Raw genomic sequence first — 26,147 nt, forward strand, 5'->3', positions numbered from 1 at the left:
CTGATAAATTAATCGTTAGCGGTTCCCTTTTCTGCCTTCATGATCGCTTCTGAAATATTAGAAGGAGTCTCGGCATAGTGAGAAAATTCCATAGTAGAAGTTGCACGTCCTGAAGACAGGGTACGCAAGGTAGTAACATATCCAAACATTTCAGATAATGGCACTTCAGCTTTAATAACTTTGGCACCAGACCTGTCAGACATATTATTCACCTGTCCACGACGTCTGTTTAAATCCCCTACTATATCACCCATATTCTCTTCTGGGGTAACCACTTCAACTTTCATGATTGGCTCAAGGATCACAGCTCCTGCTTTTTTAGCAGCAACTTTATATCCCATTTTTGCAGCCAATTCAAAAGAAAGCTGATCTGAATCCACAGGGTGGAAAGACCCATCCTTAAGAACTACTTTTAAAGTATCCATTGTAAAACCTGCCATAGGACCGGTTTTCATAGCTTCTTTGAATCCTTTTTCAACTGATGGAATGAATTCTTTTGGAATACGACCACCTTTGATCTCGTCAACAAACTGAAGTCCAGGCCCCTTAAAGTCTTCGTCTGCAGGTCCTAATGTGAATACAATATCACCAAACTTACCACGACCACCAGATTGCTTTTTGTAAACTTCTCTATGATCTGCATCTTTAGTAACAGTTTCTTTGTACTCAACACGTGGCTGACCTTCATTCACCTCTACTTTAAATTCTCTTTTCAAACGATCTACAAGAATTTCAAGGTGAAGCTCACCCATTCCTGAAATAATAGTTTGTCCAGAAACTTCGTCAGTCTTAACCTGGAAAGTTGGATCTTCTTCAGCTAATTTAGCCAAAGCCATACCCATCTTATCAACATCTGCCTTGGTTTTAGGCTCAACAGATATACCAATTACAGGGTCAGGGAAAGACATTGATTCAAGCACGATTGGGTGCTTCTCATCTGTCAAAGTATCTCCTGTTTTAATATCTTTAAATCCAACAGCTGCACCAATATCACCAGCTTCAATTCTGTCAATCGGCTGTTGTTTATTAGCATGCATCTGATAGATACGCGAAATACGTTCTTTTTTTCCGGAGCGGTTGTTCTGAACATACGAACCAGCATCTAATGCTCCCGAATAAACTCTAAAGAAAGCTAAACGACCAACGAAAGGATCGGTAGCAATTTTAAAAGCTAAAGCTGAAAAAGGAGAATCAACATGAGGCTTACGGCTCTCTTCTTGCTCTGTATCAGGATTAACCCCAACAATAGCTTCAACATCTACCGGAGATGGAAGGTAACGCATTACAGCATCCAACATAGCCTGAACTCCTTTATTCTTAAAAGAAGAACCACACATCATTGGAATGATAGACATATCTATGGTTGCAGCTCTTAGAGCAGCAATGATCTCATCTTCAGTAATTGAGTCCTCATCTTCGAAGAATTTCTCCATAAGAGCCTCATCGTACTCGGCAACCGCCTCAACAAGCAGAGTTCTATATTTATTTACATCGTCCATTAATTCCGCAGGGATATCAATGGTCTCATAAGTCATTCCGTAATCTTCCTCATTCCAGATGATAGCCTTTTTAGCAATAAGATCAACAACTCCTTTAAAGTCTACCTCATCTCCAATTGGCACTTGAAGAGGCACCGGGTTTCCACCTAGCATCTCTCTAACCTGATTACATACATTGAAAAAGTCTGCACCCTGACGGTCCATCTTATTCACAAAACCAAGTCTTGGAACACGGTATTTATCGGCTTGTCTCCATACAGTTTCAGATTGAGGCTCAACACCATCAACCGCACTGAAAAGAGCAACCATACCATCAAGAACACGAAGTGAACGCTCTACCTCTACAGTAAAGTCAACGTGTCCCGGAGTATCGATAATATTAACAGTGTATTCCTGGTCACGGTACATCCACTTACAATGCGTAGCCGCAGAAGTAATAGTAATACCACGCTCCTGCTCCTGCTCCATCCAGTCCATAGTAGCAGCACCATCATGCACTTCACCTATTTTGTGACTTATTCCGGTATAGAAGAGAATACGCTCTGTAGTTGTGGTCTTACCAGCATCAATGTGCGCAGCAATACCAATATTTCTTGTAAATTTTAAATCTCTTTGTGCCATTTTTTAGAATCTAAAGTGAGAGAATGCTTTGTTAGCTTCAGCCATCTTGTGAGTATCCACTCTTTTCTTAACAGCCGCACCTTCTTCTTTAGCTGCAGCAAGAATCTCAGACGCAAGTCTTTGGGCCATAGATTTCTCGTTACGCTTCCTCGAATAAGAGATCAACCACTTCATAGCAGTTGAAACCTTACGATCTGGTCTAATTTGCATTGGAATTTGAAAAGTAGCACCACCTACTCTACGGCTACGCACTTCAACGTGAGGCATAACATTAGAGAGAGCATCTTTCCAAAGCTCAAGTGCAGTTTTTTCTTCATCCTGTTTTTTCTCCTCTACGATAGCAATAGCATCATAGAAAACTTTAAAGGCAACAGATTTTTTACCATCCCACATCATCATGTTAACAAAACGCGTTACTAACTGATCATTAAACTTTGGATCTGGTAAAAGTGGCCTTTTTTTCGCCTGTCTTTTTCTCATTTCTTCTTTGTAATAAGTTAATTGTTACTTGCCCTGGAAATAAATTTATTTCTTCGGCTTTTTAGCACCATACTTTGAACGCCTCTGGGTTCTTCCTGCAACACCGGCAGTATCCAGAGCACCACGTACAATATGATACCTAACTCCAGGCAAATCTTTAACTCTTCCGCCTCTAACCAATACTATCGAGTGCTCCTGGAGGTTGTGACCTTCACCAGGGATGTAAGCGTTCACCTCTTTACCATTAGTCAACCTAACCCTTGCCACTTTACGCATAGCAGAGTTTGGTTTCTTAGGTGTAGTGGTGTAAACACGAGTACATACTCCCCGTCTTTGAGGGCACGAGTCCAAAGCAGCCGATTTACTCTTCTTGGTAATTGTGGCTCTTCCTTTTCGTACTAATTGTGAAATTGTTGGCATAATTTCTTTTACACTAATTATTTATTTGATATTACCCTTTTCTAAAAAGGTCTGCAAAGGTAGAAATAAAACCCAATAATTCAAATCTTAAGCAATTAATTTTCAGAGGCATTATCAAAAAGAAAAAAACTCGCTTGACTTTTGCCATTTTTGACACCTCACCCAAACTTGTCACCAATACTTTCTGCTTTTACCAATGTTTTTATTTTAAGATTTCTCTTCAGGGTAAAAAGAATTTTTTTTATCAATTTATTTTCACCCCACAAATGATATTCATCACACTTTAACATACAGCACGCCCAGTCCTGAAAATGAAGCCACTACATTAAATGCTAAAACGGCTTCAAAACGTTAATGAAAGCTTAAATATTGCAGCAGTTTTAAGATTATACTAAAGTTTTAAAGAGAAAAAGTTGTCAGGATGACAATTTATCTTCAAATTTGGCACTGGCTAATTCAAACAAATCATTAAAATGAAAACAAAATTAAGTGGAATGCTAACGCTATTATTGGCGTTAGTTGTGCAAATTTCCTTTGCACAACAAGACCTCACAGTCTCCGGTACTGTGACTGATGGTAATGGGATGCCTCTCCCTGGGGTGAACGTACTTGTTAAAGGTACTACCAAAGGGGTGCAGACAGATTTCGACGGTAATTACTCTCTTGAGGTGAGTCAGGGAGAAGTCCTGGTTTTTTCTTACCTGGGAATGCAAACAGTCGAATACCCTGTTACCAATGTAGACACAATCGATGTGATCTTAAAGCCCGATGCTGCTCAACTTGAAGAAGTTGTAGTAACTGCCCTCGGGATTTCGCGTGAAAAAAGATCTCTTGGTTATGCTACCGAAGAAGTTAGCGGAGCCGAAGTAAACACGGCTAAAGAAGGTAACTTCATTAACTCTTTATCGGGTAAAGTATCCGGTTTGGACATTAAGAAGAGTAGTACCCTTGGTGGTTCTTCAAACGTGATTATTCGTGGTTACACTTCATTAACTGGTAACAACCAGCCTCTATTTGTAGTTGACGGTGTGCCAATTAGTAACGAGAACTCCAATACTTCTGACCAATCCCGTGGTAGAGGAGGATACGATTACGGTAACGCAGCCATGGATATTAATCCAGATGACGTTGAATCTGTAAACGTACTTAAAGGTGCTGCAGCATCTGCATTATATGGGTCTCGTGCTGCAAACGGGGTGATTATTATCACTACAAAATCAGGACAAAAGAACGATGATATTGGAGTTACTATTTCTAGCGGAGTAACATTTTCTGAAATGGATGATGATACTTTCGTAGAGTACCAAAAAGAATACGGTGCCGGATATGGGCAATACTATGAAACTGGTTATTTTGACAGCTGGGATGTTGATGGAGACGGAACAGATGATCTTGTAGTTCCTTTCACAGAAGATGCCTCCTTTGGTGGTAGATTCGATCCAAGTCTAATGGTTTTTCAATGGGATGCACTTTATCCTGAATCTCCAAATTATCTACAGGCTACTCCATGGACAGCTGCCGAAAACGGACCTGAGTCAATTTTCAGAACGGGTGTTTCTTACAACCACAGCATCTCATTAGATGGAGGTACAGATCGTAGTACTTATAGATTAGGCTACACACTTTATGACCAGGAAGGTATCCTTCCAAACAGTAACATTAAGAGAAACACAGTAGATGTTAAAGCTACTCACGATTTCACCGAAAAACTTACTGCAGGAGTAACTGCTACTTACACCAACACTGATGGTAAAGGTCGTTATGGAACAGGATATGATAATTCAAACATCTTCCAGTCTATGCGTCAGTGGAACCAAAACAACGTAGATTTTGAAGCTCAAAAAGATGCTTACTTCTCTACTGGAAGAAACATCACCTGGAACTATGCAAATGCAGAAGGCGGTAACTTAAGCCCCATCTATACAGATAACCCATACTGGCAGTTATATGAAAATTACCAAACCGATGTTAGAGACAGACTATATGGTAATTTCAATATAAACTATGAATTCACAGACTGGTTTACTGCTACGGGAAGAGTTTCTATGGATACATACAATGACCTAAGAGAAGAAAGAAGAAACGTTGGAAGTAACGGAGTGTCTTCATACAGCAGATATGACGCAAGTTATACTGAATTGAACTACGATTTACTCTTAAACTTTGACTACGACCTTTCAGAAGACCTTAACCTCTCTGGTTTATTAGGTGCTACAGCAAGAAGACAGACTTTCCGTCAAATGAGAGCAAGCACTACTGGTGGATTGGTAATTCCTGATCTGTTCGCTTTATCAAATTCACAGAACCTTTTAGAGCCACCATCTGAATCTTTTGAAGAATTACATACCAATGGTTACTTCGCCAGCGCCTCATTTGGTTATAGAAATTTACTGTTCCTTGATGCAACTGCAAGGGTTGATGAATCTTCTTCTTTACCTGAAGATGATAACTCATACTTCTATCCTTCTGTTTCTACAAGTGTTGTATTCTCAGAATTTCTTAACAACGACTGGTTATCATTTGGTAAACTTCGTGCCAACTACGCCGAAGTAGGTAACTACGCACCACCATTGTCTGTACAGAATGTTTATGACAACCCTACAAACTTTAGGACTCCGCTTTACTCAGTAAGCAGTACAGCTAATAACCCAGATCTTAAAAACGAAACCACTACCAGTTGGGAAGTTGGTTTAGAAATGGAGTTTTTTAACAGACGTTTAGGTTTTGATGTGGCTGCTTACCAGTCCAACTCTCAGGATCAACTAATGCCTGTTACCATTACAGCTGCAACAGGTTATACTTCCAGATGGGTTAATGCCGGAGAAATTGAAAACAAAGGTTTTGAAGCAAGCCTACACGTGAGCCCAATTAGAACCGATGATTTTGAATGGAGAATTAACGGTAACTGGTTTACTAACGAAAGTGAAGTACTATCCTTGTACGGAGGTAACCAAAACCTTGAATTGGCATCACTTCAGGGAGGTATCTCGATCAATGCTACAGTAGGAGAACCATACGGAACAATCTGGGGAACTAACTACACTTACCTTGAAGACGGAAGCGGTCCTGTTATTAATCCTAACAATGGTCGATTTGTAGTAGATGGAACTCCACAACCTATTGGAGATATCAATCCAGACTGGAAAGCTGGTATCAGCAACACCTTTTCATATAAAGATATTGCATTCAGCTTCCTTATCGATATCCAGGAAGGTGGAAGTGTCTTCTCTCTTGACACATGGTATGGTTATGCAACCGGAGTACCTGCAAATACTGTAGGAACTAATGATTTGGGTAACCCAATGAGAAACCCTATCTCACAAGGTGGTGGTATTGTTCTTGAAGGAGTAAACCCCGATGGTACTCCAAATACAACAAGAACTGATATGAGCAGCTATGCAAACGCCATAGGTTACGGTTATGCACCAAATGCTTTCCACGTCTATGACGCCAGCTACGTAAAATTAAGAGAAGCTACGCTATCTTATTCTTTACCAAACTCTATTGCCGATAAAATTTCCATGACAGATGTTACACTTTCTGCAGTAGGAAGAAACCTTTGGATTATCGACAAGAACATTCCTTACTCAGATCCTGAAGCAGGATTAAGTTCTGGTAACATTCAGGGATACCAGTCTGGAGCAATTCCAACTGCCAGAGAGTACGGTTTTAACGTAAGACTACAATTCTAAAAAAAATATCATGAAGAAACTATTTTTAATCATATTACTGGCTACAGGGGTTGTAGCATGTTCTGATGACCTATCAGAAGTAAATGTCGATACAAAAGCCCCTACAGAAGTACCGGCCGATGTACTGTTCTCTAATGCTACTAAGAATTTGATTGACCAAATGGTCAGCACAAATGTTAACAGGGGCATTTTTAAACTGGTAGCTCAATATTGGACCGAGACTACCTATACCGATGAAGCGAACTACAACCTGGTAGAAAGAGACATAAACGGTTCACAATGGATCATCTTATACCGTAATGTTTTAAAAGACCTTGAAGAGGCTAAAATGATTTTGAATGAAAACCCTGATTCTTCTCTTTCTGAAGCTCAAATTCAAAATCAATTAGCTATGATTGAAGTACTACAGGTATTCACATGGCATGTTTTGGTTGACACTTTTGGTGACATCCCTTACACAGAAGCTCTGGATCTTGAAAATAGCACTCCTGTATATGATGACGATGCTGCTATCTATAATGATATCGTAATAAGATTGGATAGCGCTATTAGCCAGCTTAATGATGGAGCCGGTGGATTTGGTGATGCTGATTATCTTTATAATGGAGATGCAGGACAATGGGCTAAATTCGCCAACTCTTTGAAACTACGTTTAGCTTTAAGATACGCTAATGTAGATGATACTAAAGCTGCTAAAATGGCAACAGAAGCCATTCAAGCAGGAGTTTTTGAATCTCATGCAGACAATGCATCGATGGATTATGAAGCATCAGCTCCAAACACTAACCCAATCTGGGAAGATCTTGTACAGTCAGGTCGTGCCGATTTCGTTGCAGCAAACACGCTTGTTGACAGAATGAATGCACTTGACGATCCAAGAAGAAATGATTACTTCGCCCAGAACCTTGGTGCAGGTGTTTATGATGGTGGAACTTATGGTGCCAATGGTAACACTCAGGGAAATAGCACTATATATAGCGAACGCTTTGAAGATCCAACACTTGAAGGTGTGCTTTTAGACTATACTGAAGTAGAATTCCTTATTGCTGAAGCTGCTGCCAGAGGTTATATTACAGCCGACGCTGAAGCTCACTATAATGAGGCTATTACTTCTTCCATTCTTTATTGGGATGGAACTGAAGCTGAAGCCAATGCTTACATTGCACAACCAGCAGTTGCCTATAGCCAGTCTAACTGGATAGAAAAAATTGGTGTTCAAAAATGGATAGCTTTGTATAACCGTGGTTTCGAAGCCTGGTCTTCCTGGAGAAAACTAGATTTCCCGAAATTGCCTAACGCAGCACAATCCGGTCTTCCTGTACCATTAAGATTTACTTACCCTGTAAGTGAAGCTACATTGAACGGTGAAAACTGGGAAGCAGCTTCAAGTGCAATAGGTGGAGATGAACAACAAACTCCTGTATTCTGGGATCAGAACTAAAAGAAAACTAAAAAACAAAATCTTAAGATAATGAAACAACAATTAAAATATTTAAGTCTCTGTTTCCTTGCAGTGGGTTTATGGTCTTGCGATGACGATGAAGCTCTGATCGATACACGAGAAGTTGGGGCCAATGCGGTCCTGGTAGATCGCAACATAAGCGTTCTTGACCAAAACGAAGATGTAACCATTGAACTTTTCACCAATAATGTTGAATTCGAAAGTATTACAATTGAGGATGGAGATGGCAATGTGTTGACCACAGCTAATATTGGAGATGGAACAGCTACATTTAGCACATCTGAGCTTGGAGATTTCAAATTCGGCGACGATGAAGTTACTGGAACCTATGACCTTAGAATCGTTTCTATGCTATCTAGCGGAGAGGTACTAAATGATCCTGCTTCTATTAACGTTGATCACGCAATTGAACTTAGTGAAGTTGATGAGATCACTTATTTAGATCCTACTTCAGACGAAGAGGAAACTATCCTTGGTTATTCTGTTTCTACCTTTAATGCACCTATAGATGATTTCATGCTTGAATGGAAGAAAAATGAAGCAGGAACTTATGTTGAAGCAGATGACATCACTTTAAATCCTGAAGAAGGAGAAATTGATCTTGCCAATTTAGATTATGAGGCATATGACCTTGCACCGGGAGACACTCTATACTACAGGTTTACTGCTACAAGCGGAAGCCTACAAGATCAGGTAGTAACTAGCGTAGTAGTGGTGCCTCAGGTTTTTGGTAGCAGCGAATCTGCAACCATTTCTAACGATGCTACTGCAACACAGTTTAGTTTTGCAACTGGAGAAAATTATGCTGAAGGCAGTAGCGAAGGAGAAATTATTTTTACAGAAGTTGAAGGATTTGAAGTAGTAAATGATGCTCTAATCAGCTTCGTTGAAGTGACAGAAGAAGATTTCTTCTCAACCGTAGACCTTATGGATGCTCGCGAAGCTTTTGAAGACGGAACTCCTGTTACTTCCGTACCCAATGTTGAAGCGGGAGATGTATTTGTTTACAAAACCACTCGCACCGTTGAAGGAGAAGAAGTGGTTGCGTACGGCCTAATGAAAGTTGGTGACGTAACAGTTGTTAATGGAACCGCCGTAAGCTTTGAAATTGAATACAAGGAAGGTACTATTGTTGAATAACAATAAGATCTTTTGAAAAAGAAAAGGCTGTCCAAATGGGCAGCCTTTTTTGTTTTACGGGCAAACAGGAAATTTACTTTTCAAGAGTATATCGACACAAAACATATTCCTCAGTAAGTAATACAATTGATCTGTCCCCACTCCCCTAACTCAGAATTACCAATATTTCAAATAATTTCAGGAAATTCAACGTTTACTCCTGAAAAAAATTAAATTTAGTTCTCAATAAGATATAAATATGCTAATTTTCCAATCTGATTATTTACACTCCTTTTTTAAATGCTGAAAAACTTCGGAAATATTCCAATCCTGTGGTTCATCCTTTCCTTAAATGCCGCAACAACCTTTTCCCAGACAGAAGTAAAACCTGTATATAAGTTATTAGACTCCGCCATACATATTCAAAATACCGACCTGGCGAATGGTACAGAATATATTGACCAGCATATCATAAAAAGCAACCATCATAAATATTTTCAAACCCAGAAATATCTAAATGGAAATGTGTTATATGACGACCAACCTTATTATGATCTGGATCTGCAATACAACATCTATGATGATCTCTTATTAGTACGAATTCCCACAACCGGTGGCGCTACAACTATTAATTTGCACAAATCTAAAGTGAAGGCTTTTAATATAGAAAACCACAGCTTTATTTCTTTAAGTGCAAGTCCGGATGAAAAACCACAATTCTATGAAATTCTTTTAGACAGCGATGATATTCTATTACTAAAGAAGCATCATAAAAAACTAAAAAAACATTTAGACCAGAATTTCGCCTATTTTGAGTTTAAAGAAGATTCTCCCGAATACTTTGTGTCCATTGAAAACACCCTCAGCAAAATTGATTCGAGAAGATCTATCCGTAAGTTGTTTCCTAACAAGGAAGAACAAATTGAAAATTTTTACCGGAATAATTCACGCCGACAGAAATCAGATCAAGATGAATTTCTAACTGCGTTATTTCAAAATTTGGCACCATCAACTTCAAAATTAAACCTCAACTAGATTGAAGAAAATTTTTACTCTGATTATGCTCCTCTCCTTCCAGTTACTATTGGCTCAGGAGAATTTACCTAAAGTTTCGCTGTCTCTAGAAGAAAGCACTCTTGAAGATGTTCTTAGGGAAATAGAACAGCAAACTGATCTGCATTTTTTCTACATTGGAGATTGGGTAAAAGATAAAAAGGTGATAGCAAACTACAGCAACATTCCAGTCAACGAAGTTCTAAAGGAGGTTCTGGAACAAACACTCCTAAATTATTACCTTTTAGATGACAATAGAATTATCATCACCAAAAGCAACATCATCTATGATCAGTTACCCAAAGGCTTCTTCCCGGACACTACACAAATAGCGATTGCCACGCCCAAAGAAACCAGAGAATATAATCCCGTCTTTTATGTCAAGGAAAACAATCCAAAAATAGCAAATAAAACGGTCTTTATTGGTAAAGAAAAGAGGGCGATTGAAATTGATAATTTTAATTTAAGCGGACAGGTTACAAATCAAAAAACAGGAGAGCCTATCTCAAACCTCTCAGTTCTTATTCAGGGTACCGACATTGGTACAGTTACAGACGTAGATGGAAATTACAGCCTCAGATTACCGGCTGGAGAACACCTCCTGGAAACAAGATCTCTGGGTAATGAAGATGTTGTAACTAGACTCGTAATATTTAGTGATGGCACCTATAATTTAAGCCTCAAAGAAGATTATGAGCTACTGGGAGAAGTTCTGGTAGATTCAAAGCAGGCCGAGAACGTGGAGGATGCCATTGGTGGCACAGAAGACATCGACATGAATGAGATTAAAAACATTCCATTGGTTTTAGGTGAAAGGGATGTCATGAAAGTCGCTGTTACCCTGCCCGGGATTTCCACAACAGGAGAGGGATCTGCAGGGTTCAATGTAAGAGGCGGAAAAACAGATCAAAACCTCATTTTAATTGATGATGCCGTAATTTATAATCCTGCTCATTTCTTCGGAATCTTCTCTGCTATCAATCCTTTTACCACGGGAGATATTACTATATATAAAGGCAACATCCCGGCCCAATTCGGGGGAAGGCTTTCTTCAGTTTTTGACATTACCTCCAAAGATGCAAACACCGAAAAATTCGCAGGAGAAGTTTCCGTTGGGCCTGTCACCAGCAATGTTGCTCTTGAAGTTCCCATTGTTAAAGGTAAATCAGGACTCCTCCTTGGGGGCCGAAGTACATATTCCGATTGGATTTTAAAAAATCTTGACGACGAATCGCTAAAAGATAGTAAAGCCTCCTTTTACGATGTCATTGCAAAATACAACCATAAATTTAACGACAAAACGAACCTTCAAACCACAGGGTATTATAGCCGGGATAACTACAGTATTACCTCCGATTCTTTATTTAATTATCAAAACCTACTGTTTTCAATGAAGCTCAACCATAAGCTCAATGAAAAAAATGATGGCAGTCTTATCCTCACCAACAGTCAGTATAATTTTGATATAGATTATGAGAGCGACTACAATAACAATTTCACTTCAGGCTATAAAATAAATGAAAGTGAAATTAAACTTAACATGAGATATCTGCATAGTGCTGCTCATAAATTCGACTATGGTATTTCAACCAAATTGTACAATGTCCATCCAGGTGAAATAGAGCCTTTGGGAAGCGAATCTATAATAGAACCCCTCGAAATTCAGAAGGAAAAAGGTCTGGAATCTGCTATTTACATTGCCGACAATTTTAAAGTCAATGACAAATTGCTTCTTAGTGCCGGCTTGCGATACTCTCATTATGCAGCTTTGGGAGAAAAAGACCAGAATATTTATGAAGAAGGACTTCCAAAATCTGAGGCAACAGTAATAGACACCATACACTACGGGAACAATGAAGTAATTGAAACCTATGGCGGACCCGAAGTACGGCTTTCGGCACGATACTCCCTGCTTCCCGACCTCTCTCTTAAGCTCAGTTACAACAACGCATACCAGTATATCCATACCCTATCAAACAATACTACAGTCTCCCCTACCGATACCTATAAACTAACCGATGATAACATAGCACCTCAACGTGCACACCAATATTCTCTCGGACTTTACAAAAACTTCAACAACAATATGTACGAAGTGAGTGCAGAAGGATACTACAAGCAATCAAAAAACATACTCGACTACAAGGTAGGTGCCCAACTTTTTCTAAATGAGAATATAGAAACTGAAGTCTTACAGGGAGAAGGCCGCTCTTTTGGCGCCGAATTTCTTCTGAAAAAAACAGAAGGACGGCTCAACGGCTGGCTGGGCTACACCTACTCCAGATCTGAATTGAAGCTGGATGGCGCCTTTAATGAGCAAAGTGTAAATAACGGTGCATATTTCCCGGCAAACTATGACAAGCCCCATGATCTTAGCGTGGTGGCCAATTATAAGGTGACACAGCGTTTTAGTTTTTCGGCTAATTTCGTTTATCAAACTGGTCGCCCCGTAACTTATCCCACTGGAAAATACGTGCAAAACGGGATAGAATATGTCTTGTATAGTGACCGAAACCAATTCAGGATTCCTGACTATTACCGGCTGGACCTCAGTTTTAACGTAGAAGGCAATCACAAGATCAAAAAATTTGCACACAGTTTCTGGAATATTTCAGTGTATAACGTATTGGGAAGAAATAATCCGTATTCAGTATTTTTTGTGACTGAAGAGGGGGAAGTAAAAGCATATAAAAGCTCCATTTTCTCAATACCTGTACCTACAATTACCTATAATTTCAGATTTTAAAGCGGAAGAATATGAGCTGTATCAATATTAAATCTGTCATTCGCCTTTTTATACTGCTGCTTTCTGCCATAGTGGTGAATAGTTGTGTGGAACCCTACGATTTTGAAACCGAAACTTTTGAAGATTTGCTGGTGGTAGAGGCTCTAATTACCGATGAAGTCAAATTCCAGCAGGTAAAGCTCACCCGTACGTACGGGCTGGAAAAGAAAGCGCCTACTGCAGAAACAAACGCCACTGTCACTGTTATCGAAGACAACAACAGGGAATTCCAATTCTATGAATCAGATACCCCCGGAATTTATCTTTCTAACACAGCATTTGCTGCCGGTGCCCAACACACTTATCAACTTCAAATACAAACCGGAGACGGAAAAACCTATACTTCAGATGCTGCAACTCTGGTTCCCGGAGCCAAAATCGATGACCTTTATGCCGAACGCAGTTTCTACCAGGGAGAAGATGGAGTTGCACTAATGGTCGACAGCGAATATTCCTCTTCAGCCTCCAATTTTGCGCTGTACGAATATGAAGAAACCTACAAAATTGTGTCTCCTTACACTGTTCGTAACACTATTGAGTTCCAGGGAAGCGACTGGAGCATAGTTCCAAACACGCGCCAGGAAACGGTATGTTATAATACGGTGCCGTCTAACGATATAATTCTCTCAAACACAAGTTCCCTAAGCGACAATAACCTTAATTCTTTTGTGGTGCGTTTTATTAATAAACAGAACCCTGTGCTGGCACAGCGTTACAGTATCCTGGTCAAACAGTATTCTTTAACACCTGAAGCCTTTTCTTACTATTCTACCCTCAAGAAGATCTCAGGTTCAGGGAGTGTCTTGAGCCCCACGCAACCTGGTTTTGTAAACGGAAATATTCGGGCTGTAGATAATGAAGATGAAAAAGTACTGGGATTCTTTACCCTCTCATCTACCTCTTCAAAAAGGGTCTATTTCAACTATCATGATTTCTTTGCATTTGATGAACCCCGGCCACAATTTCCCGAATCTTGTTTGATATTCCGGCCGGGAGAAAACTTTGACACCCCTATAGGCATGATTAAAGGTGGAACAGTGAGATACTTTAGCCTTGCCGGCGCCCCTGTTGCGGGAGAATTAGGCGAAGGCCCCATGAGAGTAATTGCCACAGAGTGCGTAGACTGCACCGTTTACGGCTCTAATGAAGCACCTGAATTCTGGATTGAATAAATTTTATCATGAAAAACCTTTCTTTCTCCTTTATCTTTTGTTTTCTCCTCCTCCCTATGCACTTTTATGCTCAGGCCGTAGATATTTCAGCAGGTGCAGCGCTACTCCAAAAAGTTCCGCAGGAAAAGATCTTTGTTCACTACAATTCGCCCTTATTATTCCCGGGAGAATACCTGTATTATAAGCTCTATAATCTGGAGACAGAAACAGGAAATTTAAGTCACGTAAGTAAAGTCGCTTATGTAGAATTAATAGGAGAAGATGGAAATACCATTTTTAAGCATAAACTTCTGCTGAAAAATGGACAGGCGCAGGGAGATTTCTTTATCCCTACCACTGTACCATCCGGAAATTATAAATTATTGAGCTATTCTAACTGGATGAGGAATCACAACGCTTATTTCGCAGGTGATGTGGCCATAATTAATCCATATCGCGGTGATTCTTCGGCTATTTTATCAAATTCTGAAGGTGATGCCGACATTTCTCAATCTCCGGCACCACAAAAGACTTCTGTTGCCAGTAATAACAGCCCGGTAAAAATCACCTTGAAAAATGACATTTTTGAGAGGAGAGAAAAAGTTGCTTTCAACCTTGAAGGGCAATCGGGCAATTATTCCCTTTCTGTTCGACAAAAAGACACTATCCCAGTTCCCAATACATTTACTTCTGAAGGTTTTGAGCTTTCTTCTTCTGGCACCGAACACAATAGAGATTCAGTTTTTCTTCCTGAAGCAAGAGGCAATCTCATCTCCGGCCGAATTGTGGCAAAAACGCCAGAAGCAGCCCGCAATTTATCAGGAAAGAAACTGGCTTTCTCCCTTCCGGGTGAAGATTACATGCTCAAGATCGCAACTACAAACAAGCAGGGGAAATTCTATCTCAATTTAGATGAAGCCTACGACACCCCCGAAGCTTTAATGCAAATTTTAGGAGATGAAACCGAAAATTATGAGATCAAACTTGATCCTTTACCTCAAATCTCCAATCCTGATTTGAAGTTCGCCGATTTTAAGATTACCCCTGCCATGAAAGATTATATTCTTGACCGCAGCGTACAGGTTCAGATTGAAAATGCATATTACAGCGTTAAACCCGACACTTTAAAAGTTATAACTGAAAAAGAACCTTTTTACACTCAAGAGCCTACCGTCTACAATCTGGATGACTACACCAGGTTTCCCACTATAAAAGAAACCATGGTTGAAATTGTCATGTTTGCCCACCTGGCCAGGAGCAAAGACGGCTCTCAATTCGTGATAAACCAGACAGACGGCGCAACTAATTTTTATCTTCCGGCGCTGCTTATCGTAGACGGCGCGATGGTACAAGATCACGATCTCTTGATCAACTATCCGGCAAAATACGTGAAGAGCATAAAGATTTTGAGGGATAACTTCTTTTTAGGCTCTCATATTTTCGCCGGAATTGTTGATGTTGAAACGATCGAGGGAAATTTTTCTGAAACTTTAAACCAGGATTACATCAAAAGAGTAGCAATGAAACTTCCTGAAGCCGGCAAGAACTATTTTAAACAGTCTTATGCCACTTCTTCAGATAATCAACTGTCAAGGATTCCAGATCTAAGAACACAACTTCTGTGGGTGCCTTCAGTAGAAATGGATTCTTCCGAAGAAAAAATGAATTTCTTCACTTCTGATGTTCCCGGAACTTTTGAAATTCATCTTGAAGGGTTCACAAATACAGGAAAACCTGTGTCTGTAAAAAGAACTTTTACAGTGCAGGCTGAAGAATAAAGTAATTTTCAAGAGTTTTCCGCAGCCATTCATTTATCTCTATCTTTGCACCATGAAAGATACAACCACCATTTTTGGAATACGTGCCGTAATTGAAGCCATTCAGAATAATGAGACCATAGACAAGATCTTTGTTCAAAAAGGTCTTAGCGGCCAGTTATTTCAGGAATTACAGCAAAAAACTAAATCTGGCGAATACAACATTTCTTACGTCCCGGTAGAAAAGTTGAACCGGCTGGTAAAAGGAAATCACCAGGGTGTTGTGGCAAAGATCTCGCCCGTTCAATTTGCCGATCTTGCTTCTGAAGTTGAAAAGGCGCTTCAACAGGAAACAGCCCCGCTCTTTCTTTTACTTGATCAGGTAGATGATGTTCGGAATTTTGGTGCGATCATTAGAACTGCCGAATGTTGTGGTGTAAACGCAATTATCATTCAGAAAAAAGGGGGCGCTCCCGTAACTGCCGATACGGTGAAGACTTCTGCCGGGGCGATCTTTAAAATTCCGCTTATCAAGGTAGATCATATCAAAGATGCCATTTTCTACATGCAGGGCTCGGGTATTAAAGTGGTAGCAGCCACAGAAAAGACCGACAAGCTGCTTTATTCCGTAGATTTTAAAGAACCCACGGCAATGGTAATGGGAAATGAAGGCAAGGGAATTTCTGAATCTGTGCTTAAGCTGGTTGATGACAAAGCCAAACTCCCTATGCAGGGTAGCATTGGCAGCTTAAATGTTTCTGTAGCCTGTGGTGCTTTTCTTTATGAAGTGATGCGGCAGAGACTGGATTAACGAAGTACTATTCTGCCTTTGGCCGGTCCTTTTCCTCTCGTTTATAATGGTAAACATAAAGCGGCTCATCCTCTCCATCAGGATTTTCAATGAAGTTGCCATGCTCATCAAAATGTCGCATAAAAGGGTCTTCTTCTTCCCTGTAGGTCTCCTTTTCCCATTCATATTTTGGAGCACGGGCAACATTCTGCCTGTAAATGAGGGCAAAGATCAATCCTGAAAGAAGTCCCGCCAGGTGGCCTTCCCACGAGATTTTCGGATCAATGGGTGTGATGTACCATAATAGTCCGCCGTAAAGAAAAACCACGATCAGGGAAAGAGCTACCAGTCTGAAGTATCTCGAAAAAATACCTTTAAAGAATAAAAATCCCGCCAGTACATAGATCATTCCTGAAGCCCCTATATGAAAAGCGGGCCTCCCAATAAGCCATGTAAGGAACCCCGACAGCAGGAGCCCAAAAAGGAGGATTTTCCAGCTTAATTTCCGGTAAAAGTAAAAGAGGGAAAGCGTAAGAACAAACAGCGGAACGGTATTGTGAAACAAATGCTTTATCCCACTGTGTATAAAAGGAGAAAAAACTATACCTCTAAGCCCCTCAAGAGTTCGCGGGTAGATTCCAAAGCTCGTGAAGTCCCACCCAAAGCGTATTTCCATCCAAAATACTATCCAAATAGCCAGTACAAAGATCAAGGGATAGCCCACCACCCCTGTAGTGAAAACAAATGGTTCAGAATTTGCTGATTTTTGTACTCTCATACCTTTGGCTTTGCAAAAAGTTAACCAATTAAAACTGCTGCACAAATACCTTCCAAAAATGACATTTTTAGCACACATTTTCCTGAAGTGAACCTCATGCTGCCAGTTCGTCACTAAGAAAACTTATACCGCCTGCATTTTCTGCAAGAGTACTCAATTTACTATTTTTACCTCATGAATAAACCTTTAGCCGAAAGATTACGTCCCCTAACATTAGATGATTACTTATCGCAGCAACACCTGGTGGGGCCTGATGCCGCTCTTCGCAAACAAATTAAGAGGGACATCATACCCAGCATTATTTTTTGGGGGCCTCCGGGAGTGGGTAAAACCACCCTGGCAAATATTATAGCTACCGAGTCTGGCCGGCCGTTCTTTACCCTTAGTGCCATTAGCAGCGGCGTTAAAGATGTAAGGGAAGTTATAGAAAAAGCAAAAAAAAGCGACGGCCTCTTCACCACAAAAAACCCTATTCTTTTTATAGATGAGATTCACAGGTTTAGTAAATCGCAGCAGGATTCGCTTCTAGGCGCAGTAGAAAAAGGCTGGATCACGCTCATTGGAGCAACTACCGAGAACCCAAGTTTTGAAGTTATTCCCGCTTTACTCTCACGAAGCCAGGTATACGTACTCAACTCTTTCTCAAAAGACGATCTTATTGCTCTGCTGAAAAGAGCTATATCTGAAGACGAAATCATCTCCAAAAAAGAGATTGAATTACAGGAAACAGAGGCGCTACTAAGACTTAGCGGCGGTGATGCCCGAAAGTTGCTCAACATTTTTGAACTCGTGGTTACTTCTGAAGAAGAAAACAAAGTAGTGATCACCAACGATATGGTGATGAACAAAGTTCAGCAGAACACGGTGCTTTATGACAAGACCGGCGAGCAGCACTACGATATAATTTCGGCTTTTATCAAATCGATTAGAGGTAGTGACCCCAATGCAGCTGTGTACTGGCTGGCCCGAATGATAGAAGGTGGCGAAGATGTGAAATTCATTGCCCGCCGTTTACTCATTTTAGCTTCCGAAGACATTGGCAATGCAAACCCCACGGCTTTGATCCTCGCGAATAACACCTTTCAGGCAGTTTCTACCATTGGCCATCCCGAATCAAGGATCATTTTGAGCCAGTGCTGTATTTACCTGGCTACTTCCCCAAAATCGAACGCCTCTTACATGGCCATTAACGAGGCCCAGGCGATGGTAAAAAAGACCGGTAATCTTCCCGTGCCTTTGGCCATACGGAATGCTCCTACCAAGCTCATGAAAGATTTAGGATATGGAGAAGATTATAAATACGCCCATAATTACGACGGAAACTTTGCCGCAGCCGAATTTCTTCCGAAGGAAATAAGCAATCATGCGTTCTTTCGTCCCGGGAATAATCAACGGGAACAATCCCAAAGAGATTTTCTGCAAAAACGGTGGAAAGGCAAATACGGTTATTGACCTTTCTGAGAATATTTTACGCTAATGAGTTGCTGAGAATTAGGATCAAGATATTCAACGATCAGGTTTCCATGGGTGTCAAAAAAGGCATTTCCGGAGATGTTTTTTGAAGAATAAAGGTAATTCTCTCCCCCACCCGATTTTAGTAAAGTTCCAAATTTACCTGGTTCTCCTTCCCTGTAAAGGTCATAACCTGCCGGTGTTTTCACTAGTTTATAGGTGATTGCACCATTCACAAACTGCAAATTCTCATTCTTCTCAACCACTTCAGGAAGTGCCGAAGACTCTTCTGTAGCTTCTTCTATTTCTTCGGAAGTTACCACAGGATCAACAATAACTTCTGAAGCTTGTTCCTGAGTATCATTAGCAGCCGGTACCGGATCAATAATTACTTCGGAAGCTTCTTCCTGAATATCTTTGGCCGCGGGTACAGGATCTATCACAACTTCAGCAGGATTTTTTTCCGCAGAAGTATCCGCAACAGCAACCCCGCTTTTTATAAATTCTGTCCCTTCACTAAGGCCTTCAAAAGAAGTAAAAGCTTCCCTTAAAGCTTCATGATAGGATTTTTTATAATTCTTCTCCCTGCTCGATCCTGTTTTTGAAGTGAAAACCACCTCATCATTACAGTTTTCTAAAGTGACGTAAAGCCTGGAACGAAATAGGCTTGAATCATTACGAACATTGACTTTAAGCACATCACAAAGCCCCATATTTGCTGGGATCTTCTCTTCGTAAAGTGCGTCAAAACCATATTTTTCTAACAGGAAAGCGGTAAGTGCGTTTACCTGATACTGGTTTGGATGCTTCAGAAATTCAAATTCCTGTGGTACCAGCACATATTTGTACTTATTGACATCCTGCCCAAAAGTGTTACTGGTTATTCCGAATAAAAAGACAAAAAAGAAAAAAATGGTTCTCATTCCCTGCTAAACATTAGTTGGACACCAAGCTGCACCGAAGCGTTCTGCGCCTTGGCGAGATTGGTATAATCCAGAAGATTATCTGCAGCAAGATAAACATTAAAATTGGAAAGTCTGGCAGAAAACAGGAGCCCGATATTTGAAAACGAATAGGAATCGGCTGTATAAGTAATTTTCCCTCTAAAGTTATTATTAAAGGTTTTATCGTAGTAAAGCGTGGTGGCAAAATTGAGCCCACGGGGCCGTTTTACCGCAAAGAACTGAGCTCCAAGATGGTTAAAATATCTTCTCCTGCCCATTGGCCTGTAGCAGTTACAGGGTTCGGCATTTTCAGAAAAACCAAAGTCTAAAGAGGCATTAAATTTTACGGGGCGCCAGGTAGTGTAGGAATTGGTAAGGGTTTCATCTTTGAGGTTCTTGTCTAAGTTGTCTTCCCATTCATCCCAGTATTCTCGGGTACCGGGAAAGAGCAACTCTATCCCATCTGTCTCGTAATCGCCGTAGTACCTATAGTTCTCTACATTTTTTGTTTGGCGCATAAAGCCAATATCCAGCAGGCTGGCGGTGACACGATATTGATCTGAAGGATACCAGGTGAATCCGGCATCGAGGCCCAACCCAATATTACCTCCCAAAAATGCCTTTTTTAAGAAGCTAGCCATAAGTTGCCTGTTGGTAGCATCAGAGTCTGTAAGTTCGTCCCACCCGGCGGTGTTTATCAAGATATCGACCTGCGACATATAATGCCGGTAAAGGTTGGGGCCTTCAGGGGAAAGTTCTGTCCTAAAAATGCCGGTATTATCTACACTGTGGGCATTAAAAATTCCGGAATAAATTTTTCCGCGGAAACCGTAGTTTAAATCTTCAGAATAATAATTGGTAAAACCCAGGTGAAAAACGTTGAGCACCTCGGCAGTGAAAGCAGCATCAGAGAAATCGAAATTTCGCCCGATGTAATCTTTGTTCCCTTCGTAAGCAAGCACCGCAGGATCTTTGGGAAAGTACACATAGGCATCAAGTTCCTGGTAGATACCTGCCGTATAATACCTTCTTCGCTGATCCCGCCAACCAATAGAAAAGATCTCGAGTTGCTGGTTAACTGTAAAAAAATCATTTTTGGAAAGCTTGTGCAACGTTTTTCTAATTCTGTCATTAATAGAACCTCCATCCTTCCTGAAAATATCATACATATTCACGCCTGAAGACCCTGCAGATAAATGGATCTGTGATAAAAACGGAAGACCAAGATGCATATCGAAATTGGTTTCGGCTCCCGGATTTAGTAAGAGGGTTTGAGGTAAATCATCATAATTGTAGAGCAGCTGTTTGTTTTGGGCCAAAATACCCTGAGAAAGCGTCAATATGAAGAGGAAGAAAAATATTCTCATCATTTGAATTCAAAGTAGAAAAACCCTTTGGAAGCGAGCTGCAAAGATCCTGCAACCGCCGACGGGTCATGTCTTGTTACTTCAACAGACACTTTTATACTTCTTCTTATTCTATTTATCTGGGCTTCATTGATAATTTCGGTGTAATCTATTACTGACGGTGTTTCTATACTTCCACGGGGAATTGAAACCAGTATGGTATGCTGCACCCCGTTTGCAGGGGAAAGAAATCTTATAATTGCCGTTAAGTGACTCTCAAACGTGTTGGTGAACCTGAAGTTGAAATCGGCCCGCACAAGGTCATTTTGTATGTAGTCATCGTCAAGAAAATCAAGCCTGGTTTCATCTTTTGCAGTTACCCCGCTGCTAGAGACAACGGTGAATTCTTCATCAACAAGATCAAAGAAAATAAGATCGACGGCGGCTTCGGGAGAGAGTACAATCTCATCGGTCTGGTCAAGATCAACATCCTTAACACAGGAAGTGCAGGCTGCGAGGAGTGCCAAAAAGGCCATTTTTGAAAAACAATTTCTCCAGGACATCTTCATACAGTTCTAAATCTAACGAAATTTACTTCTGCTTATTACAAAAAGTCAGTTAATTCCTTCATTTCCATCACCTGATGATGATCTGTTGAATATTCAGTTTTATAGTAATTATACAGTATAGCCTGCATTCCGAAGTCTTTGGCACCTAAGATATCAGCTTCAAGATTATCACCAATCATGATACTTTCTTCCACTTTTGCTTCCGCCTTTTCTAGAGCAACTTCAAAGATTTTTGGATTGGGCTTTTTCACTCCCACATCTTCAGAAGTAGTAATGGAAGAAAAATATTTGAGAATGCCAGAACTTTCCAGTTTTTTGTACTGAACTTCTTTAAAACCATTGGTGATGATGTGCAATTTATATAGCGGGCGAAGGTAATCGAGCACTTCAACGGTACCGGCAAGCAGGTAATTATGTTTCGGCAAATGCTCAATATAATCTATACTTAACTGTTTTATCTGAGAATCTGTAACATTTACATTCATACCTTTAAAAGAGTCCCGCAGCCGGCCATAGCGAAGATCTTCTTGTGTGACCTTGTCATCTCTATACAGCTTCCAGTAATTGGCATTTATGGGCGCATATATTGCAAGAAACTCCTCGAGCCTCACTTTTATCTGGTGCTTTTCAAAAATTGAATTAAAGGCAAGCCCCGAGTTGCGGTCAAAATCCCATAAGGTATGATCGAGATCAAAAAATATATGACGAATGTTACTGAATTTCATTAAGCATCTTTAAAATTGAAAAATTCCTTCTTGCGTTGGCATATTCGGAAAAATCTTTATTCGTAAATACGGAAATTAATTTTCCTTCAACCATAGAGATTTGTCGTTTTATTTCGAGAACCTTATACTCTATTTCATTTTCTTTTAATTTTCCGAAAGCTTCAGAATTAATGGCGTATGGATTCACCAGTAATGGCGTGGTGATTTCAAAATTGAGATCATAGAACAAAAAGGGAGTACAGGTGCCTGCCCGTAAGCCCACAGCCTCGGGATAGCCCATGGAGAAATCTTTTTGAAATTCAAGTTCTACCATGTGGTTATAGGTATCGGGCAGCAACAAATTATAATGATTGTTGATCGCACTTTCTACCGGCCTTTTAATAATATCTTCCATTCGCTTTTTTTCTTCCTTTAAAACCGCGAATTTTTGATTTGCATAGAATCCCGGCTGCAGGCCAACTTCGGCATAATCGGCGACCGATTTAATGAGGCTTTGCAGTTCCAATCGATTGTGGTTGATATTCCTGTCATAAGTAGAAAAATCGCTTACCTGAAACATGAACTTCATGGGAACCCGGTATTTCTTCAAAAACTGGATGACCTTTGTGTAAATATCGTAAGGATCTTTTTTCATTTTGGTCATTACCTGCAACCGGTGCAACACGTACTTGGGCTTAAACCTAATTAGATCCAGCAACAATCCCAAAACCACTCTTACAATTCCCTTTTTTTTATAGCAGTAAGCTTCAGTGACAGCGACGATAGTTTGAGTTGTGAACTGTCTCTTCGGAAATTTTTGATTTGGAAATTTATCACTTAGAACCTGCCGGAATTTTTGCGCCCAAATATCAATGACCGGTTTTTCAAGAAAACCTTCCTGAAAAGCCAGACTTTCACTCGCCTGAAATCTACCTTCTTTGTCTTTTACATGCGGTAGATATTCTTCATACCGGCTAAGCAGGTAAAAAGAAGCCGCGAAAATATCAAAGGGTACAGAGCTGGTTTCCCCCACAGCAAAAAAGCAGGGAACCCCATCCCATTCCTGAACCTTTACCTCAAGATCGTTCATTCCCTGCTCCAGCAAAAGATCTACATTCTGAATAAAGACCTCATTTGCCAGACTTTGCTTTCCGTAAGAGAGCTTCATGCCTTCATGGGCCACAAATTCTTCAATCTTTGATGTGAAGCCAACAGGCAAACCTAGAATTTGGGTACATACATGTTTAAATACATAAGTAATTCTAGGCGTAATTTTTTGGGTGTATACCAGCAGCATAAATATGTATTACAACAAACCTTCATCAGCAAAGCTGAAATAGGACTTTTCGGTTATTATTAAATGATCCAGAACTTTTATGTCGAGTGATTCGCCGGCTGTCTTAAATTTTTGGGTAAGTTGTTTATCTGCCGCACTTGGATTAAGGTTGCCTGATGGATGGTTATGAACCAGTATTGTCGCCGTGGCACCCAAATTTAGTGCCTGTTTGTAGGCCAAACGCACGTCTACCAAAGTTCCCGTTATGCCACCTTTGCTCAGAGGCAACTCCTGGATGACCTTGTTGGAATTATTGAGGTAGAGGATCCAGAATTCTTCATGAGGCAACTCCCCTATTTTTGGCTGCATAAGCTCAAAAACTGAAGCACTTGAAGATATCTTTTTCTTTTCTAGAGCTTCAGAAGACCTCCGTCTTCTACCCAACTCCAGTGCGGCCACTATGGTTAAAGCTTTAGCTTCACCAATACCTTTTACTTCCATGAGCTGTTTTACAGAAAACCTTCCCAGTTCATTGAGATTATCTTCAGCTTTGAACAGAACTTTTTTACAGACTTCAACTGCCGATTCGTTTCTACTCCCTGAGCCAATCAAGATTGCCAGCAACTCGGCATCACTTAAAAACTCCCTGCCCTTTTGAAGGAGTTTCTCCCTGGGCCTGTCTCCCTCTGCCCAGTGTTTAATTGTAAATGCTTTTGATTTCTGAGAATCCATTGGCTCAATTTCTCTAAAGATAACAAAATGAAGCTATTCCAAAAATGCCATTTTAGGATACCCAGTTCTTGATCTCATCAAAATTTAAACCTCCGTAATTACCACTACTCATTAACAAAAGCACTTTATGATCATACTGCTGTTCTTGCAAGTAAGTTTTAAACTCCAGTGGATTAGTGTAAACCGTTAGATCTGTTCGGGAAAAAGCTTCAAAAATTTGTTCTTTAGAAATGGGCTCCAACTTCTTATTTTCTACCGCTTCGGGGGAAAAGAAAACCACAGCTTCATCGGCTGCGTTTAGAGAAGACTCGTACTGCTTAAGGAAATCGGCATTTAAGCTGCTATAGGTGTGTAGTTCGAGACATGCGACCACCTGCCTGTCTGGATACTGTTCCTTCACGGCTTTAGTAGTTGCCATCACCTTTGAAGGACTATGAGCAAAATCTTTAAATACGACAGTGTTTTTGGTTTCTACTATCTTCTCCAACCTTTTTGAAGCGCCTTTAAAAGAAGCAATAGCTTCATAAAAATCTTCTTCGTCTATACCCATGTGTTGACAAATCCATTTTGCACCTGCTAAATTTTGAAGGTTATGTTCACCAAAAACGGCAACAGGCATATCACCTTCGGGCGTATGCAAAAGTGTATTTTCATTCTCCACGTGATAACCAGGCGTTCTGTAAGAATGCTTTCTAATGGTATTTGTAGATTCTTCCACCAGTTGCTTCAGGTATTGATCCTCCTCATTATATACCAGGATACCTCCTTTAACTATAGAATCTATAAAAATTTTGAATTGCTCCAGGTATTCTTCAAAAGTGGGAAACACATTGATATGATCCCACGCGATTCCGCTAAGTAGCGCGATGTTAGGTTTATAAAGATGAAACTTTGGACGCCTATCTATAGGAGAGGATAAGTACTCATCTCCCTCAAGCACTATAAAATCATTTTCTTCGGTTAAGTGAACCATATTCTCAAATCCTTCCAATTGAGCCCCTACCATAAAGTCAACGTTCTTGTGATGGTAGTTCATCACATGTAGAATCATCGAGGTTATTGTAGTTTTCCCATGAGAGCCGCCAATAACCACTCTTGTCTTTTCTTTAGATTGTTCGAATAAAAATTCGGGATAAGAATATATAGGAAGTTCCAGTTCTTTTGCTCTCTTTAATTCGGGATTATCTTCCCGGGCATGCATTCCGAGGATAACAGCATCAAGGTCTTTCGTGATTTTTTCGGGGAACCAACCAAACTCATTTGGAAGCAAGCCATTTTTCATCAATCTTGAATGGGAAGGCTCATATATTACATCATCACTCCCAGTGATCGTGTACCCTTTGTCGTGAAGAGCAAGAGCAAGATTGTGCATTGCACTTCCCCCAATTGCTATAAAATGTAGCTGCATTTTAAAATTTTTGAGTAAATATAAAGGAATAGGAAGAAAGACCCCCTTCGAATTAGATCAAAAAAACTCAAATAATCTGTAACAAAAACAGCGTTCTTATGTCCAACTG

Annotated in this window: 20 protein-coding genes; 9 read left to right on the forward strand and 11 right to left on the reverse strand. The window is 40.3% G+C overall.

Going from position 1 to position 26,147, the window contains the following annotated elements; genetic code table 11:
• Positions 1 to 8 precede the first annotated feature (8 nt).
• The 3 genes from fusA to rpsL are packed head-to-tail and all read right to left on the reverse strand — an operon-like array spanning position 9 to position 3,020.
• Entirely contained in the window at positions 9 to 2,120 is a 2,112-nt protein-coding gene (gene fusA / locus ACQ93I_RS13400; RefSeq protein ID WP_431698932.1) for an elongation factor G, read from the reverse strand.
• A 3-nt stretch (positions 2,121 to 2,123) separates the two neighbouring features.
• A complete protein-coding gene (gene rpsG / locus ACQ93I_RS13405) occupies positions 2,124 to 2,600 on the reverse strand; it encodes a 30S ribosomal protein S7 (protein WP_266070236.1) in 477 nt (158 codons plus the stop codon).
• A 45-nt stretch (positions 2,601 to 2,645) separates the two neighbouring features.
• Positions 2,646 to 3,020: a 30S ribosomal protein S12 gene (rpsL, locus tag ACQ93I_RS13410; protein ID WP_029037125.1), complete on the reverse strand. Its 375-nt coding sequence runs from the start codon at positions 3,018 to 3,020 to the stop codon at positions 2,646 to 2,648.
• A gap of 473 nt (positions 3,021 to 3,493) precedes the next feature.
• Here rpsL and ACQ93I_RS13415 point away from each other — a divergent pair, with 473 nt between their 5' ends.
• From ACQ93I_RS13415 to rlmB, 8 genes are all read left to right on the forward strand, one after another.
• Entirely contained in the window at positions 3,494 to 6,712 is a 3,219-nt protein-coding gene (locus ACQ93I_RS13415) for a SusC/RagA family TonB-linked outer membrane protein (RefSeq protein ID WP_431698933.1), read from the forward strand.
• A 10-nt stretch (positions 6,713 to 6,722) separates the two neighbouring features.
• A complete protein-coding gene (locus ACQ93I_RS13420; RefSeq protein WP_431698934.1) occupies positions 6,723 to 8,153 on the forward strand; it encodes a SusD/RagB family nutrient-binding outer membrane lipoprotein in 1,431 nt (476 codons plus the stop codon).
• Between the two features lie 30 nt (positions 8,154 to 8,183).
• On the forward strand, positions 8,184 to 9,314 hold the full coding sequence (locus tag ACQ93I_RS13425; protein ID WP_431698935.1) for a hypothetical protein: 1,131 nt from the start codon (positions 8,184 to 8,186) through the stop codon (positions 9,312 to 9,314).
• A 279-nt stretch (positions 9,315 to 9,593) separates the two neighbouring features.
• Positions 9,594 to 10,328 carry a hypothetical protein gene (locus ACQ93I_RS13430; RefSeq protein WP_431698936.1) on the forward strand — a complete coding sequence of 245 codons (735 nt, stop codon included), beginning with the start codon at positions 9,594 to 9,596 and terminating at the stop codon, positions 10,326 to 10,328.
• Between the two features lies 1 nt (position 10,329).
• On the forward strand, positions 10,330 to 13,092 hold the full coding sequence (locus tag ACQ93I_RS13435; protein WP_431698937.1) for a TonB-dependent receptor: 2,763 nt from the start codon (positions 10,330 to 10,332) through the stop codon (positions 13,090 to 13,092).
• A gap of 11 nt (positions 13,093 to 13,103) precedes the next feature.
• Positions 13,104 to 14,303, forward strand: coding sequence for a DUF4249 domain-containing protein (locus ACQ93I_RS13440; RefSeq protein ID WP_431698938.1), 1,200 nt, complete (start codon positions 13,104 to 13,106; stop codon positions 14,301 to 14,303).
• 8 nt (positions 14,304 to 14,311) lie between these two features.
• A complete protein-coding gene (locus tag ACQ93I_RS13445) occupies positions 14,312 to 16,060 on the forward strand; it encodes a hypothetical protein (RefSeq protein ID WP_431698939.1) in 1,749 nt (582 codons plus the stop codon).
• A 52-nt stretch (positions 16,061 to 16,112) separates the two neighbouring features.
• Positions 16,113 to 16,850, forward strand: coding sequence for a 23S rRNA (guanosine(2251)-2'-O)-methyltransferase RlmB (rlmB, locus tag ACQ93I_RS13450; protein ID WP_266070228.1), 738 nt, complete (start codon positions 16,113 to 16,115; stop codon positions 16,848 to 16,850).
• A 7-nt stretch (positions 16,851 to 16,857) separates the two neighbouring features.
• Here the strand turns inward: rlmB and ACQ93I_RS13455 are convergent, their stop codons facing one another.
• On the reverse strand, positions 16,858 to 17,607 hold the full coding sequence (locus ACQ93I_RS13455) for a rhomboid family intramembrane serine protease (RefSeq protein WP_431698940.1): 750 nt from the start codon (positions 17,605 to 17,607) through the stop codon (positions 16,858 to 16,860).
• Between the two features lie 174 nt (positions 17,608 to 17,781).
• On the opposite strand from ACQ93I_RS13455, the gene ACQ93I_RS13460 reads away from it, so the two are divergent.
• Positions 17,782 to 19,059, forward strand: a complete 1,278-nt coding sequence (locus ACQ93I_RS13460) for a replication-associated recombination protein A (protein ID WP_431698941.1) — start codon at positions 17,782 to 17,784, stop codon at positions 19,057 to 19,059.
• On the opposite strand, the gene ACQ93I_RS13465 is transcribed toward ACQ93I_RS13460, so the two are convergent.
• Genes ACQ93I_RS13465 through ACQ93I_RS13495 form a run of 7 tightly spaced genes read right to left on the reverse strand, consistent with a single transcriptional unit; the run spans position 19,053 to position 26,038 of the window.
• The gene (locus tag ACQ93I_RS13465) at positions 19,053 to 19,982 is read right to left on the reverse strand and encodes a hypothetical protein (protein ID WP_431698942.1); all 930 of its coding nucleotides are present in this window, start codon (positions 19,980 to 19,982) and stop codon (positions 19,053 to 19,055) included. The two genes, ACQ93I_RS13460 and ACQ93I_RS13465, sit on opposite strands and share 7 nt — an antisense overlap.
• The gene (locus ACQ93I_RS13470) at positions 19,979 to 21,373 is read right to left on the reverse strand and encodes a DUF5723 family protein (protein WP_431698943.1); all 1,395 of its coding nucleotides are present in this window, start codon (positions 21,371 to 21,373) and stop codon (positions 19,979 to 19,981) included. Before ACQ93I_RS13470 ends, ACQ93I_RS13465 begins: the two co-directional genes overlap by 4 nt.
• Positions 21,370 to 21,912, reverse strand: coding sequence for a hypothetical protein (locus tag ACQ93I_RS13475; RefSeq protein ID WP_431698944.1), 543 nt, complete (start codon positions 21,910 to 21,912; stop codon positions 21,370 to 21,372). The genes ACQ93I_RS13470 and ACQ93I_RS13475 overlap by 4 nt, the downstream gene beginning before the upstream one ends.
• Before the next feature lie 41 nt (positions 21,913 to 21,953).
• Positions 21,954 to 22,643 carry a YjjG family noncanonical pyrimidine nucleotidase gene (locus ACQ93I_RS13480; RefSeq protein ID WP_431698945.1) on the reverse strand — a complete coding sequence of 230 codons (690 nt, stop codon included), beginning with the start codon at positions 22,641 to 22,643 and terminating at the stop codon, positions 21,954 to 21,956.
• Complete coding sequence (locus tag ACQ93I_RS13485; protein WP_431698946.1) at positions 22,630 to 23,919, reverse strand: polysaccharide deacetylase family protein; 1,290 nt, start codon at positions 23,917 to 23,919, stop codon at positions 22,630 to 22,632. Before ACQ93I_RS13485 ends, ACQ93I_RS13480 begins: the two co-directional genes overlap by 14 nt.
• Before the next feature lie 9 nt (positions 23,920 to 23,928).
• Positions 23,929 to 24,630, reverse strand: coding sequence for a RadC family protein (gene radC / locus ACQ93I_RS13490; protein ID WP_431698947.1), 702 nt, complete (start codon positions 24,628 to 24,630; stop codon positions 23,929 to 23,931).
• A gap of 52 nt (positions 24,631 to 24,682) precedes the next feature.
• Positions 24,683 to 26,038, reverse strand: a complete 1,356-nt coding sequence (locus tag ACQ93I_RS13495; protein WP_431698948.1) for a UDP-N-acetylmuramate--L-alanine ligase — start codon at positions 26,036 to 26,038, stop codon at positions 24,683 to 24,685.
• Between the last annotated feature and the right edge of the window lie 109 nt (positions 26,039 to 26,147).

Source organism: Salinimicrobium sp. WS361, from assembly GCF_050750585.1.
Lineage (GTDB): Bacteria > Bacteroidota > Bacteroidia > Flavobacteriales > Flavobacteriaceae > Salinimicrobium.